The sequence below is a fragment of the Amycolatopsis roodepoortensis genome, from assembly GCF_024628825.1.
Classification (GTDB): Bacteria; Actinomycetota; Actinomycetes; order Mycobacteriales; family Pseudonocardiaceae; genus Amycolatopsis; species Amycolatopsis roodepoortensis.
The window spans coordinates 4,190,985-4,204,235 of record NZ_CP102415.1; the positions used below are offsets into that span (position 1 = coordinate 4,190,985).

General features: G+C 67.8%; 12 protein-coding genes. 1 reads left to right on the forward strand and 11 read right to left on the reverse strand.

The features are described 5' to 3' along the window. Window positions 1–228: 228 nt before the first annotated feature. Window positions 229–1,407 (forward strand): hypothetical protein, encoded by a 1,179-nt coding sequence (locus tag NQK81_RS19625; protein WP_257489274.1) that lies wholly within the window; start codon window positions 229–231, stop codon window positions 1,405–1,407. 140 nt (window positions 1,408–1,547) lie between these two features. Here the strand turns inward: NQK81_RS19625 and NQK81_RS19630 are convergent, their stop codons facing one another. The 11 genes from NQK81_RS19630 to NQK81_RS19680 form a co-directional block, all read right to left on the reverse strand. Beyond that, window positions 1,548–2,504 (reverse strand): hypothetical protein, encoded by a 957-nt coding sequence (locus NQK81_RS19630; protein ID WP_371878910.1) that lies wholly within the window; start codon window positions 2,502–2,504, stop codon window positions 1,548–1,550. A gap of 84 nt (window positions 2,505–2,588) precedes the next feature. Next, the gene (locus NQK81_RS19635) at window positions 2,589–3,110 is read right to left on the reverse strand and encodes a hypothetical protein (protein ID WP_126733334.1); all 522 of its coding nucleotides are present in this window, start codon (window positions 3,108–3,110) and stop codon (window positions 2,589–2,591) included. A gap of 31 nt (window positions 3,111–3,141) precedes the next feature. Then, entirely contained in the window at window positions 3,142–4,407 is a 1,266-nt protein-coding gene (locus NQK81_RS19640; RefSeq protein ID WP_257489276.1) for an MCE family protein, read from the reverse strand. Then, a complete protein-coding gene (locus tag NQK81_RS19645) occupies window positions 4,407–5,654 on the reverse strand; it encodes an MCE family protein (protein WP_257489277.1) in 1,248 nt (415 codons plus the stop codon). Before NQK81_RS19645 ends, NQK81_RS19640 begins: the two co-directional genes overlap by 1 nt. Before the next feature lie 23 nt (window positions 5,655–5,677). Further along, window positions 5,678–6,856, reverse strand: a complete 1,179-nt coding sequence (locus NQK81_RS19650) for an MCE family protein (protein ID WP_257489278.1) — start codon at window positions 6,854–6,856, stop codon at window positions 5,678–5,680. After that, the gene (locus NQK81_RS19655; RefSeq protein ID WP_257489279.1) at window positions 6,853–7,839 is read right to left on the reverse strand and encodes an MCE family protein; all 987 of its coding nucleotides are present in this window, start codon (window positions 7,837–7,839) and stop codon (window positions 6,853–6,855) included. The genes NQK81_RS19650 and NQK81_RS19655 overlap by 4 nt, the downstream gene beginning before the upstream one ends. Further along, a complete protein-coding gene (locus NQK81_RS19660) occupies window positions 7,836–8,867 on the reverse strand; it encodes an MCE family protein (RefSeq protein ID WP_257489280.1) in 1,032 nt (343 codons plus the stop codon). Before NQK81_RS19660 ends, NQK81_RS19655 begins: the two co-directional genes overlap by 4 nt. Beyond that, window positions 8,864–10,201: an MCE family protein gene (locus tag NQK81_RS19665; protein WP_126733328.1), complete on the reverse strand. Its 1,338-nt coding sequence runs from the start codon at window positions 10,199–10,201 to the stop codon at window positions 8,864–8,866. The genes NQK81_RS19660 and NQK81_RS19665 overlap by 4 nt, the downstream gene beginning before the upstream one ends. Continuing rightward, a complete protein-coding gene (locus tag NQK81_RS19670; RefSeq protein WP_016331063.1) occupies window positions 10,198–11,034 on the reverse strand; it encodes an MlaE family ABC transporter permease in 837 nt (278 codons plus the stop codon). The genes NQK81_RS19665 and NQK81_RS19670 overlap by 4 nt, the downstream gene beginning before the upstream one ends. A gap of 3 nt (window positions 11,035–11,037) precedes the next feature. Next, window positions 11,038–11,790, reverse strand: a complete 753-nt coding sequence (locus NQK81_RS19675; RefSeq protein ID WP_020633292.1) for an MlaE family ABC transporter permease — start codon at window positions 11,788–11,790, stop codon at window positions 11,038–11,040. 38 nt (window positions 11,791–11,828) lie between these two features. Further along, window positions 11,829–12,998: an ABC transporter ATP-binding protein gene (locus NQK81_RS19680; RefSeq protein WP_126733327.1), complete on the reverse strand. Its 1,170-nt coding sequence runs from the start codon at window positions 12,996–12,998 to the stop codon at window positions 11,829–11,831. Between the last annotated feature and the right edge of the window lie 253 nt (window positions 12,999–13,251).

Consider the following 13,251-nt stretch of genomic DNA (forward strand, 5'->3'; position numbering starts at 1 on the left):
CCGGCGCGCCGACCTGCGTTTAGCGGGCTAATCGCGATCCGGCCGGCGGGACTTCCCGGACGGTCACCGGGTCGGGCCAGGCTCGCGGCGGGGCGCTTCGGACGAACTCGGCCCGTGTGACCGTTGTGACCGGTGGGCCTTCTGGTGCGGCGCACAGGCAGGGCGGCGCACCTGCGTTTAGCGGGCTAATCGCGACGCGCGCCGGGCGGACGCTGCCAGACTGGGGGCGTGAGCGAAACGTGGGAGCAGGACGCCGGTTCCGAGATGCCCCCGGTCCTCTTACGGCCGGAATCCGAGCTGCGGAAGGCCGCGGAGCGGTGCCCCCTCCTCGACGAGGTCCGCGGCTACGTCGCCGGGTCGGACGCCGGCGATCCGCTGATCGCCCGGTGGGCGGACGTGTCCGGGCTGGTCCGCGTCGTCGACGGCAAGCACGTGCCCGTCGAGGAGAACGCGACGCTCGCCGATGACGCTCTCCGGCTCTGGGAGCGGCTGTATTCGACGATCGGCGAGGCTGAGTCTCTGCCCTTCGGACTGGTCGCCACGATCACACTCACGCTCTACCGGTCGGGTCAGGTCGCTGTGCCGGTCGAGCTCCTTTTCGAAGCCATCGAGCTCGGGCAGGCGCCGGACGAATCGACGCGGTACGCGACCAGCGTCGCGGTGGACCTGTTGGAACGGCTCGGCGCGCTCGAGAAGCGCACCGCGGACCCGGCCGGGCTCGCGCTGATCGCCGAGATCGCCGGGAAACCCGATCCCTCTCCGTACGTCCTCAGCCTCACCCCGATCGCCGTCTGGGCGATCAACAGGGCGCTCCGCGAGGCCGGAATGGACGCACCGGTCATCGGCGAGGCGGCGGAGAAGAGTCTCGGCGAGCTGAGCCCACGCCTCGCCGAGTCCGCGCCGGAGATCATCGACGCGGAGCTGAAGGCCTGGACCCGGCACCGGTCGCCCTCCGACGCGGCAGCAGAGGCGAGTGAGTTCCTCCGCACGGCACGGCTTCCCGAAGAACGACTGTTTGCCTTGATCGCGCTCGGCGAAACCGGGGAGATCGGCCTCGAGACCGCTGCGGGAATCCGAGCCGAAGGCGGTCTGGCCGGCGCGGCCGCCGCGATGTGGCTGTCCGAACGTGGCGCGGTCGACCGGGAAACGATCACTCGCGATGAGGTCACCCTCGGGATGGCCGACCACTACGCGGCGATGAACGCGCTCGGCGCGTTCGTCCATCAGCTCGCCGACATGGACGACGGCTTCGACGTCGTGGACCTGCTGACGTCCTCCGGCCATCCGGACCGGCTCGAACTTCTGAGCGTCGTCGGCGCGAGCCATCCGGACCGGAAGATGGCCAAGAAGGCGCGCACGGCGAGTTTCAAGCTCCGGTCGAGCGGCGCGCGGACGCGTCACGATTAGCCCGCTAAACGCAGGTCGGGGGCGGGAGTGCCGGAAAGCCGCGAGAGGGCGCACGTCGCGGACCGGATCGCGATTAGGAGGCTAAACGCAGGTCGGCGCCCGGATCGCGTTTAGCGGGCTAAACGCGATCCGGGGGTGGGTCACTTCGAGGGGGCCGGGGAAGCGGGGGGTGAGGCGGGAGCCGAGGAAGCGGCCGGGTTGGGCGGGGCGGCGTAGGTGTTCATCGCCGTGATCTTCCACTTGTCGCCCTGCAGCTCCGCGTTCAAGTGCAGCTGCGCGCTCCCGGCGGTCGTCTTGTTCGTGTCGGCCCGCGTCGAGCTCTGGTCGACGAACACCATCACGTCGGCCCGGTCACCTTCCAGCCGGATGACGGCGCTGCGGGTGACCTTGCACGTCACGACCATCTTCTGCTGCGGCGCCAGCCGCTTGACCTCGCCCATCAGCAGGTTGTACTTCGCCCGCACCTCGTCGTTGACCAGCAGATCGGCCGCCGCGGACTCGGTCTTCGCGATGTTGTTGTAGTCGTACGAGAACAGCGCCTCGGTCGCCTTCGCGACCTGGTCCTTGACCTGCGCGGTCTTCGCGACGTCCAGCAGCGCGGTGTTGTTCGTCGAGCTGGACACCTCGTCGGCCTGGATCTTGAACAGCACCGCGGTCGCGGCCAGCAGCAGTCCGACGACGACCAGCGCGCCCGCCAGGATCAGCTGCCGGGAGCCCGGCTTCTTCTCGGGTTCCGAAGAGTCAGACTCGTCGGAAGCGACCTCGGCTTCGGCCTCTTCAAGGTCGTCCGGCTTCTCTTCGGCGGCCGCACGGGCCTTCGCACGCGGGCTCGGCTTCTCGACGACCTCTTCGGCGACCGAGGGCTCTTCAGGAGCCTCGACAGCGGCCACCTCAGGCTCAGCGACCTCAGCAACCTCAACGGCCTCAGCCTCAGGCTCAGGCTCCGGTTCAGGCGCAGGACGCGGAGCAGGCCGCGGCGACGGCCGGCGGACCGGCGCCGGCGTTTCGGCGACCTTCGAGACCTCCGAGACCTCTGTGGCAGCGGCTTCCGGAGAAGCGGGAGTAGGAGACGCACCGGGCCGTCGCAGGCCGGCCACCCGGGGGCGGCGCACCGGCTGAGTGCTGCGAGGGGGCTGGCGACGGGAGGGGGGCACTACGTGGCTCCGTTCTAGGTGACGCTCTTACTGACCGGCCGCGACGAGGGGCACGTTGTCGATCCCGGACAGCTTCCACTCATCGCCCACCCGGGTCATCGAGACCTCCAGGCGCAACGCCTTCGAGCTCGCCTTGTCGCCCTGGGTGACCTGGGTGGAGATGGCGGCGAGGAAGCTCGCCTTGCCCTCGTGGTCGTCGAGTTCCTCGACCGCGATGTCCTGGATGGTGGTCACGACCTTGGTCTTCGCGTCGCCGAGCGCCTTGCGGTAGGTCGGCTCCAGCTGGGCCAGCTGCTGGCTCATCTTGTCGTCGGAGACGGCCTTCTGCTTGGCGAAGAACTCGTCGAGTTTCTCGAAGTCGACCTCGGTGTACGCCTTGATCGCGGTGCCGCCCGCCTTGGCCACCTCGTCCCGCGAGCGCGCCAGGTCGGCGTTGTCGTCGGACGCGGCCACGGCCCACATGACACCGAAGATCGCCGCGGCGACGAAGGCGGCGAGCGCGAACGCCGCCGCCCCGAGGACCAGGGTCCGCGATCGGGAAGAACTCATGACACTCCAGGTTAGATATACGGTCTCGGCGTCAGCCGGGCAGGCCCAGCAGCGTGCCGAGGGTGGGCAGGCTGACCCCGGGGCTCTGCAGGACGCTCGGCATGCCCTGCGCCGCGCGCAGGCTGGCCAGTTCCTCGGCCGAGCGGCCGGCGTTCGCCGCGACGTCGCCTTCCGACGGGATCTGCGGGACCCCGTTGTACGGCGCGTTCTGCGCACCGCGCACGTTGATCGGGCTGCCCTTCGGCTCGGCGCAGTACGCGTCGTCCTTCGGCGCGCGAGGCGTCGTGTCGGTGCCTTCGCGGTACTTGTCCAGGCCCATGTAGCCCTTGGTGCACGACGGCGGGTTGAACAGGTTGAGCGCGAGACCCAGGTGCGCGGTGCCGTCGTTGGCGACGGTGTTGGCGCCGGCCGCGAGCATCGGATACGTCACCAGGCCCTGTTCGAGCCCGTCGAGCCGGGTCACCAGCAGGTTCGACGTCGTGAGCAGGTTCGCCGTCAGCGCGCCCAGCCCCGGCCCGGATTCGGCGAGCACCGAGCTGATCTGGTTCGCCACCTGCGGGGTGATCCCGATCAGCTTCCGGATGTCGGCGTCGGAGTTCTTCAGCGTGCCGGAGAGCTTGTTGAGGTCCGCGCTGAACGACTTCATCGAGCTCGCCATGTCGTTCTGCGTTTCGAGGACCTGCCCGCCCTTTTCCAGCAGCTGGACGGTCTGCGGCAGATACTCCTGCGCGGTCGCGGTGAAGCTCCGCGCGGTGTCGAGCAGCCGCTGCAGATCCGGGCCGGTGCCGTTGAAGGCGTTGTACGACTCGTCGACGACCTTGCGCAGCGAGTCGGTCGGCACCGAGGCCGCGAGGCTGTCGAGGTCGCCGATGAGCTGCTCGGTGGGCACGGGCGTCTTGACCCTGTCGGCCGGGATGACCGAACCCGAGTTCAGGAACGGCCCCTTCTCGCTCTTGGGCTTCAGGTCGACGAACTGTTCGCCGACCGCCGACCGGTTCGCGACGACGGCGTCGAGATCGGCGGGCACCTGCGGGGCGTCCGGCGAGATGTTGAGGTCGGCCTCCAGCCCGGTCTTGGTCAGGCGCAGCTCGCCGACGCGGCCGATGTTGAAGCCCCGGTACGTGACCTCGGCGTTCTGGAAGATGCCGCCCGACTGCTTGAGCTGCAGTTTCACCGTGTAGCCCTCGTCGCCGAAGACCTGGCCGAGCCCGGCGAACCGGATCAGCGCGTACACGATGGCGACCACGGAGATGATCGCGAACGCGACCAGCTGGATCTTCGTCCTACGGACCAGCATCAGCCGGCACCTCCCGACAGCACGCCGAAGATACCGGCGGGTCCGGTCTGTTGCGGCTGTCCGCCGCCCTGCGGCGCGCTCGCCTGGCTGCCGGCGACCCCGCCGACACTGTCCGGGATCGGCAGCGGCGGGTTCGCGCCCGGCCCCTCGGTGCCCCCGGTCAGACCCGGCACCGGAATGGCGTCCTTCAGCGGGTTCTCGCGGCTGCGGCCGAGGTTCTTGAGGATCTCGTTCAGGTTCAGGTCGATCTTCGCGAACAGGTTGAAGTAGTCGCCCTTGACGCCGTCGTATGCGGCGTCGCTGAACGGGAAGGTCAGCAGGATCTCCAGCGCCTTCGGCAGATCCGAGCCCGCCTCGCCGAGCTTCTGCAGCGTCGGCTGCAGGGCCTTGAGGTCGGCGACGAGGTCTTCCTTGCTCTTGTTCACCGTGTCGACGGCGACACCGGAGAGGTGGTTGAGCGCGTTCAGCATCGTCACCAGCTGACCGCGCTGCTGCTCCAGCACGCCGAGGCCGGGGCCGAGGTTGTCGACCGCGCCGACCAGCTTGTCCTTCTGGCCGTTCAGGGTGAGCGAGAGCCGGTTCAGCCCGTCGAGCGCGCGCGTGATGTTCGCGGACTGCTTGTCCAGGTTCGTGACCAGCTCGTTGGTGTTGTTCAGCAACGCCTTGAGCTCCGGCGAGCGGCCGTGGGTGGCGTTGTTGAGCTCCTTGGTGATGGTGTTGAGCTGTTCCACCCCGCCGCCGTTGAGCAGCAGCGAAAGCGCGCCGAGCAGTTCTTCGACCTCGACGCTGCGGTTCGTGCGGGCCAGCGGGATCACCGCGTTGTCGGCGAGCTTGCCCTGTCCGTCGGCCGGCGCCGCCAGCTCGACGTACTTCTCACCGAGGAGGCTCGACTGCTTGACGTTGGCGAGGGCGTTCGCCGGCAGCTTCACGTCGCCGTTGACCCGGAGGGTGACTTCGGCGTTCCAGCCGTCCGGGGTCAGCCCGATCGCTTCGACGCGGCCGATGGCGACCTCGTTGACCTTCACCCCGGCCTGCGGGGTCAGGTCGAGCACGTCCCGGAACTGCACCTTGACCGTGTACGGGTGGTCGCCGAGTTCGGCGCCACCGGGCAGCGGGACGTCGTAGATCCCGTTGAACCCGCAGCCGCTCAACGTCAGCGCCGCGACGGTTCCGACAGCCGCGAGGGCGAGTTTCTTGTTCAGTGTCTTTCGCGGCACTCCGTGCTCGTCAGCTGAGCTCTGCGCCATGAGTCCTGTTTCTTCGCAGCTCATCACTTGGCCGCCGTTCCGTAGAGCTGACCCGCGATCGGGAGCGGCAGCGGCGGCAGCTGGCCCGCCTGCGAGGACTGGATCACCTGCGCGATCGACGGCAGCGGCACCAGCCCGTCGACCAGTCCGGCGACCCCCTTGCACGCGTCGCCCAGTGCGTCGAGCGCCTCCGGGGTCTGCTTGAGCAGGTTGCACACCATCACCAGCGGCGGCTGGGTGAGCTCGTTGAGGTTGGCCCGCGCGTCGAGCGTTCCGGACGAGGCGTTGTAGGTGTTCACCAGGTTCCCGAGGCCGACCGGGGCGACGTCGAGGATCTCGGCGAGCGCGCCGCGCTGGTCCACGAGCACCTTGGTCACGCTGGCCAGCTTGTCCACATTGGACTTGAGCCGGTCGCGGTTCTTCTCGATGAACGCCTGCACCGCGGTGAGCGTGTCGGAGAGCTGCTTCACCGTGGCCGAAAGGTTCTCCCGCTCCCCTGCGAGGAAGCCGCTGACGTCGGCGAGCTGCCGCTCGAAGTCGCGGACCTGCTTGTCGCTGTTCACCAGCGTCTGCGAGAAGGAGCCGAGGTTCTCGACGGTCTTGAACAGGTCGTCCTTGTTGCCGGACAACGTGCCCGCGGCCTGGCCGAGCTTCGTGATCGTGTCGTGCAGCGCCTGCCCGTTGCCGTCGAAGTTCTTCGCGGCGGTGTCGAGCAGGTTCGACAGCGACCCGTTCTTGTTGGCGCCGTTGGGCCCGAGCGACTGGCTGACCCGGGAGAGGCTGGCGGCGAGCTCGTCGACCTCCAGCGGGACCTCGGTGCGGTCGAGCCCGATGACGGCGCCGTCGGCGATCCGCGGGCCGCCCTTGTACGCCGGGGCGAGCTGCACGTAGCGGTCGCTGACCAGCGACGGCGACACGATGATCGCCTTCGCGTCGGCGGGCACGGGCACCGAACGGTCGTACTCGAGTTCGACGCGGACCTGGTTGCCCATCGGCTGGATCTTCGTGACCGTGCCCATGTCGACGCCGAGCATCCGGACACTGTTGCCTTCGTAGAGGCCGACGGTGCCGGCGAAATACGCGGTCACGTGATTGCGGCCCGCGTCCTTGAGCGTCCACCACAGCGCGCCGGCGACGACCAGCGCGAGCACGATCGCGATGGTGAAGCCGCGCGCGAGGCCGGCTCCGAGACGGGTACTCATTTGTCGTAGCACCCCTTCTCGTTGATCGGGCCGAACGACGGCAGGACCAGCCCGCAGATGTAGTTGTCGAACCAGCGGCCGTTGCCGATCGTGTTCGTGAACACCCGGATGAACGGCGCGAACCGCGCGATGCCCTGGCCGAGGGCGTCCTGGTTGCGCTGGAGCATCGAGGTCAGCTGGTCGAGCTGGGTGAGCACCGGGTCAAGCTGCGCGTCGTTGTCGTCGACCAGGCCCTTGAGCTGGGTGGCGAGGTTGCGCGAGCCGTCCAGCAGCGCGGAGATCGCGTCCTTGCGCTTGGCCACCTCGCCGAGCAGCTTGTTGCCGTCGGCCAGGAGCTTCTGGAACTCGGCGTCGCGGTCGACGAGCGTCTGCGAGACCTGCCGCGTGTTCGCGAGCAGGCTCGACAGCTGCGAGTCACGCTTGGCGATCGTGTCCGAAAGCCGGGAGAGGCCGGTCAGCGCGCCCTTCACGTCGGCCGGTGTGTCCGCGAAGGTCTCCGAGATCACGTCGAAGCTCTTCGCCAGCTGCGTCGTGTCGATGTCGTCGACGGTCTGCGAAAGCCCGCGGAAGGCGTCGAGGACGTCGAACGGCGACATCGTGCGCTCACGCGGGATCGTCGCGCTCGGATCGAGCGTGCGCTGTCCCTGCGGGTCGAGCGCCAGGTACTTCTGGCCGAGCACGGTCTTGATCTTGATGGCCGCGCTGGTCTTGTCGCCCAGCCAGGCGTCCTTGACCTTGAACGAGATCCGGACCTTGTCCCCGTCGAGCTTGATCTCGGAGACCTTGCCGACCTTCACCCCGGCGACGCGGACGTCGTTGTCCTCCTGCAGGCCCGAAGCCTCGCTGAAGTCGGCGGAGTACGTCGTGCCGCCGCCGATGACCGGCAGGTCGTCGGAGTTGAGTGCGGCGATGAAACCGAGCAGCAGCACCGAGATGCCGACCAGCGCGATCGGGATCGGATTGCGTTTCTGGAACGACTTCATGCCGTGCACCTCGCCCGGTTCACCGGCAGCAGCGGCAGGTTGATCGGCTCGTTGATCAGCGGAGGCAGGGCGACGGCTCCCGTCATCTCACAGGCGAAGAAGTTGACCCAGGAGCCATAGTCGGCGGTGCGGGTCAGCGCCGTCACCTTCTGCGGCAGGAACTGGATGAAGTGCTCGACGATCGGCTGGCTGTCGTTGAGGTTCTTCGACAGCGTGCCGAGCGCGGCGATGTCCTGCTTGAGCGGCTCGCGTGCCTCACCGAGCAGCCCCGAGGTCGTCTGGGCGAGGGTGCCGAGCGATTCGATGGCGTCGCCGATCGGCTCGCGGTCCGCGGCCAGCCCGGAGACCAGTTGCTGCAGCTTGACGATCAGGTCGTTGAGCTGCGGCGTGTGCGCGTTGACCGTGTCGAGTACCGAGTTCAGGTTGTCGATGACCTCGCCGATCACCTTGTCCTTGTCGGCGATCGTGGTGGCCAGCGACGCGGTGTGCTTCAACAGGCTTTCGACCGTGCCGCCCTCGCCCTGCAGGACCTGGATGACCTCGTACGACAGCTTGTTGATGTCGTCCGGGTTGAGCGCGGTGAACAGCGGCTTGAACCCGTTGAACAACTGCGTCAGGTCGAGCGCGGGCGTGGTCCGCTCCAGCGGGATGTTCCCGCCCGGCTCCAGCGTCTTGCCGGAGCTGTCGGTGCCCTGCCCGAGCGAGAGGTAGCGCTGGCCGACCAGGTTCCGGAACTTGATCTGCGCGGTCACCCCGGCGGGCAGCTTGCGGCCGGCGTCCACTTCGAACTCGATCTCGGCCTGGCGCCGGTCGACGATGCGGACCTCCTTGACCTGTCCGACCCGGACGCCGGCGATGCGGACGTCGTCGTTGGGCAGCACGAGGGTCGCGTCGCTGAACCGTGCCTTGTAGGCGTTGGTGCTGGTGGTGTTCACGTTGGCGATGCTGATCCCGAGGATCGTCGTGAACAGCACGGTGACGACGATGAAGGCGCCGAGTTTGATCAGCGGTGCGAGCAGACCCCTCATTTGACGTGCACCTCCGCCCCGCGATAGAGCGGACCGACGAGCAGCGAGCCCCAGCCGGGCACGTCCGAGGCGGCCATGCCGACCTGCGGGGCGACCAGCTGCGCGAGGAAGTCCGATTCGGACGCGCTGTACGACGGGCTACCGCCGGGCGCTCCCCCGCCGTTGTAACCGCCGACGTTCGCGAAACCGTTCGAAGGCGAAAGGCCGTCGTTCGCCGAGCGCGCCGGCGGTTTGACCGTGCTGCCGTCCTTGATCGGGCCGTCCGGCGGGTACTGCGGGAACGGGTCCGGGAACTGCTTCAGGTCGTAGCAGCGCGGGCCGCGTTTGTCCTCGAACCGCGGCTCGTCCTTGCCGGGCAGATACGGCCCGCGGTTGACGGTGACCTCAATGGTCGCGTGCAGACCGGGCCGGTCGGTGCCCTTGCCGAGCGCCTTGTCGATCTTCGGCAGATTGTCCGCCATCTGCCCGATCACGCACGGGTACGACGGCGAGTACTTCGCCAGCAGCTCCGCCGTCGGACGGGCGGTGTCGGCGAGCCGGATCAGGTTGTCGGCGTTGTTCCGCAGGAAGGTCTGGAGGTCGACCGAAGCCTGGGTGACGCTGCCGTAGAGGTTCGCCAGGTTCATCTTCTGGTCCACCACGGTGCGGGTGGTGGTGCTCAGGTTGTCCAAGGTCTGCACCAGGTCCGGGGCCACGGCGTTGAGGTTGTCGGAGAACTTCGCGAGTTCCTTGAGGTTCTGCTGGAGCTTGGGCTCGTGCGGGTTCAGTTCCCCGACGTAGGTGCCGAGCTGCGCGAGCGTGTCGCCGAGCTGGTCGCCGCGGCCGTTGAGCGCGGTCGAGATCGCCGAAAGCGTGCTCGACAGCTTCTGCGGCTGCACGGCCTGCAAGACCGGCATCAGATGGGCGAACGCCTGCTCCAGCTCGACCGCGCCGGACGTGCGGTCCTGGGTGATCACGTCGCCCTCGGCGATCGTCTTCTCCGAAGGCACGTCCGGGATCTCGAGGGAAACGAAACGCTCACCGAACAACGTCTTCGGCAGGAATCGCGCCGAAACGTTCTGGGGGATCAGTTTCGCCGACTCCGGATTCAGCGCGAGCGTGAGTTCGGCGCCGTCCGGGGTCGCGGTGATCTCCTTGACCGAGCCGACGATGAGCCCGCGGACCTTCACGTCGGACTGCTTCAGCAACTGGTTCCCGATGTTGCCCGACTGGAGCTTCACGCTGACGACGGGCGTGAACGCCCGTTGGTACAGCGCGATGCTCAGCGCCACCCCGCCGATGAGCACGGCGACCAGAAGCAGGCCGAGCAGCCTGCGCCGGATTGTCGCGATCATCCTGCGATCCTCACCGTGACGTCGGTTCCCCAGATCGCGAAACCGATGAAGAAGTTCATGATGGACACCGTGACGATGCTCAGCCGGACCGCCTTACCGACGGCCACGCCGACACCGGCGGGGCCACCGGAGGCCCGGTAACCGAAATAACAATGCGACAGGATGATCAAGACGCTGAACAACAGCACCTTGATGAACGAATACAACACATCCTGTGGTGGTAGGAACAGGTCGAAGTAATGGTCGTAGGTACCCGCTGACTGGTTGTAGATGTAGATAACGACCAACCGGGACGCGAGATACGAACTCAGCAGGCCGATGACGTACAGCGGGATGACCGCGACGAAACCGGCGATGATCCGCGTGGTCACCAGGTACGGCAGGCTGGGCACGCCCATGACCTCGAGCGCGTCGATCTCCTCGGAGATCCGCATCGCGCCCAGCTGGGCGGTGAACCCGGCGCCGACGGTCGCCGAAAGCGCGAGCCCGGCGACCAGCGGGGCGATCTCCCGGGTGTTGAAGAACGCGGTCAGGAAGCCGGTGAAGGCCGACGTGCCGATCGAGTTCAGCGCCGAGTAACCCTGAAGACCGACGAGGACACCGGTGAACAGGGTCAGGCCGACCATCACGCCGACCGTGCCGCCGATGACGGCGAGCGAGCCGGAACCGAAGCTCACCTCGGCCAGCAGCCGCAGAACTTCTTTCATGTAGCGGCGAAGTGTCCTCGGCGTCCACAGCAACGCGCGGCCGTAGAACGACATCTGGTCACCGAGGTTGTCCAGAGTCTGCAATGGACGGTTGGCGACCCGCTTGGCGCCCTGGAGGAAGGTCATGCGTCAGTCCAGCTTTCCGGGCACGATCTGCAGGTAGATCAGCGTGATCACGAAGTTCACCACGAACAGCATGAGGAACGTGATGACGACCGACTGGTTCACCGCGTCCCCGACGCCCTTCGGGCCGCCGGACGGGTTCAGTCCCCGGTAAGAGGCGACGACCGCGGCGATGAAGCCGAAGATCAGCGCCTTCAGCTCGCCGACCCAGAGGTCCGGCAGCTGGGCCAGCGCGGAGAAACTCGCCAGGTACGCGCCCGGCGTCCCGCCCTGGAGGACGACGTTGAAGAAGTACCCGCCGAGCACGCCGATGACGCTGACCATGCCGTTCAGCAGGAGCGCCACCAGCATCATCGCGAGCACGCGCGGCACGATCAGCCGCTGCACCGCGGAGACGCCGAGCACCTCCATGGCGTCGATCTCTTCGCGGATCGTCCGCGCGCCGATGTCCGCGCAGACCGCGCTACCGCCGGCGCCCGCGACCAGCAGCGCCGTGACCAGCGGACTGGCCTGCTGCACGGTGGCCAGCACCGACCCGGCGCCCGTGTAGGACTGGGCGCCGAGCTGGCGGGCCAGCGAGCCGAACTGCAGCGAGATGACCGCGCCGAACGGGATCGCGACGAGCGCCGTCGGGAGGATCGTGACGCTCGCGATGAACCAGGCCTGCTGGATGAACTCCCGCAGCTGGAACGGGCGCTGGAAGATGCCACGAACGATGTCGAGGCCGAGAGCGAACAGGTTCCCGGTCTCGCGCAGCATGCCGATCCCGGGAATCTTCGCCGATGAAGCGGAAGAGCTCACGCGCCACCTGACCCCGGATCTTGTGGCCGCAAGCGATGGTTGCCCGCTCTCCCGGGATGCGGGATGTGGGCGACCTGGTCGTCGGGCAACTGGCCCTGGTGGTGGTTCGGGATCGAACTCTCGGCGGGCGACGACCGGTGGCCGGCGGTCGCGAGGCGCTGCGGGCGGACGCCGTAGCGCTGCTGCTCCTCCGGGGAGAGCGACTCGATGATGCTCTGCTGCGCCTCGGCCGGGAGACCGTGCAGGATCTGCATGACGCGGTCCTTGCGGCGGACCGCGCCCATCCGGGTCGGCACGCCGGGCGTCGGCTGCATCTGCGGCGGCACCCCGCTGACGTCCTCGACACCGCCCGCGTGGTGCCCGGCCTCGAACATCGCGCGCTCCGCGGCGAGCTGGGCCGAGTCCTTCTCCTCGCTCATGCCGATGGGACCGTCCATCTTGCCGTTGAGGAACTGCTTGACGACCGGCTCCTCGCTGGTCAGCAGCACCTCGCGCGGGCCGAACATGACCAGTTCCTTGCGGAAGAGCATGCCGAGGTTGTCCGGGACGGTGCGGGCGAGGTTGATGTTGTGCGTGACGATCAGGAACGTCGCGTCGATCTGCGCGTTGACGTCCAGGAAGAGCTGGGAGATGTAGGTGGTGCGGACCGGGTCGAGACCGGAGTCCGGCTCGTCGACCAGGATGATCTGCGGGTCCAGCACCAGAGCGCGGGCGAGGCCGGCGCGTTTGCGCATACCGCCGGAGATCTCGCCGGGCAGCTTCTTGTCGGCGCCGTTGAGACCGGTCATCTCGAGCTTCTCGAGCACGATCCGGCGGACCTCGGTCTCCGACTTCTTCGTGTGCTCGCGCAGGGGGAACGCCACGTTGTCGTAGAGGTTCATCGAGCCGAAGAGCGCGCCGTCCTGGAAGAGGACGCCGAAGAGCTTGCGCACCTCGTAGAGCTGGTGTTCGGAGCACGTCACGATGTCGACGCCGTTGATCATGCACCGGCCACGGTCCGGCTTGAGCAGACCGATCATCGACTTCAAGAAGACGGACTTACCGGTTCCGGACGGGCCGAGCATCGCCGAAACCTCGCCCGGAGGCAGGGTCAGCGTGACGTCCCGCCAGATGGCCTGCTTACCGAAGGACTTGGAAAGACCTTCGATGACCACCTCGGCACCCATCGCACCTCCAGGAGCTGTTCCGCGTCGTCGCGCACTGCCGTCCCGTGCCACTGGCCCGGGAGGACGCATGCGTTCGCGCAGCGATACCCGCGTCAACCAGGTGCAACGAGCTGAGTGCGAACAGGTTACTCACCAGTTTTCTTTTCTGGCCAGACCCGCGGGTAACTTTTCGCGCAGCCCGCCGCCTGCCCGTGCACCGCTTGCAGCACCGTAGTGCACGTCACTCCCGGGCGCAGATCCACAGCGGGCGCCG

What these genes read in the sequence shown, in the direction of transcription:
- NQK81_RS19675 (WP_020633292.1), bottom strand. Translation starts at nt 11,790, where the DNA reads ATGCTGCGCGAGACCGGGAACCTGTTCGCTCTCGGCCTCGACATCGTT.
- NQK81_RS19655 (WP_257489279.1), bottom strand. Translation starts at nt 7,839, where the DNA reads ATGAAGTCGTTCCAGAAACGCAATCCGATCCCGATCGCGCTGGTCGGC.
- NQK81_RS19640 (WP_257489276.1), bottom strand. Translation starts at nt 4,407, where the DNA reads ATGCTGGTCCGTAGGACGAAGATCCAGCTGGTCGCGTTCGCGATCATC.
- NQK81_RS19665 (WP_126733328.1), bottom strand. Translation starts at nt 10,201, where the DNA reads ATGATCGCGACAATCCGGCGCAGGCTGCTCGGCCTGCTTCTGGTCGCC.
- NQK81_RS19645 (WP_257489277.1), bottom strand. Translation starts at nt 5,654, where the DNA reads ATGGCGCAGAGCTCAGCTGACGAGCACGGAGTGCCGCGAAAGACACTG.
- NQK81_RS19660 (WP_257489280.1), bottom strand. Translation starts at nt 8,867, where the DNA reads ATGAGGGGTCTGCTCGCACCGCTGATCAAACTCGGCGCCTTCATCGTC.
- NQK81_RS19670 (WP_016331063.1), bottom strand. Translation starts at nt 11,034, where the DNA reads ATGACCTTCCTCCAGGGCGCCAAGCGGGTCGCCAACCGTCCATTGCAG.
- NQK81_RS19650 (WP_257489278.1), bottom strand. Translation starts at nt 6,856, where the DNA reads ATGAGTACCCGTCTCGGAGCCGGCCTCGCGCGCGGCTTCACCATCGCG.
- NQK81_RS19635 (WP_126733334.1), bottom strand. Translation starts at nt 3,110, where the DNA reads ATGAGTTCTTCCCGATCGCGGACCCTGGTCCTCGGGGCGGCGGCGTTC.
- NQK81_RS19680 (WP_126733327.1), bottom strand. Translation starts at nt 12,998, where the DNA reads ATGGGTGCCGAGGTGGTCATCGAAGGTCTTTCCAAGTCCTTCGGTAAG.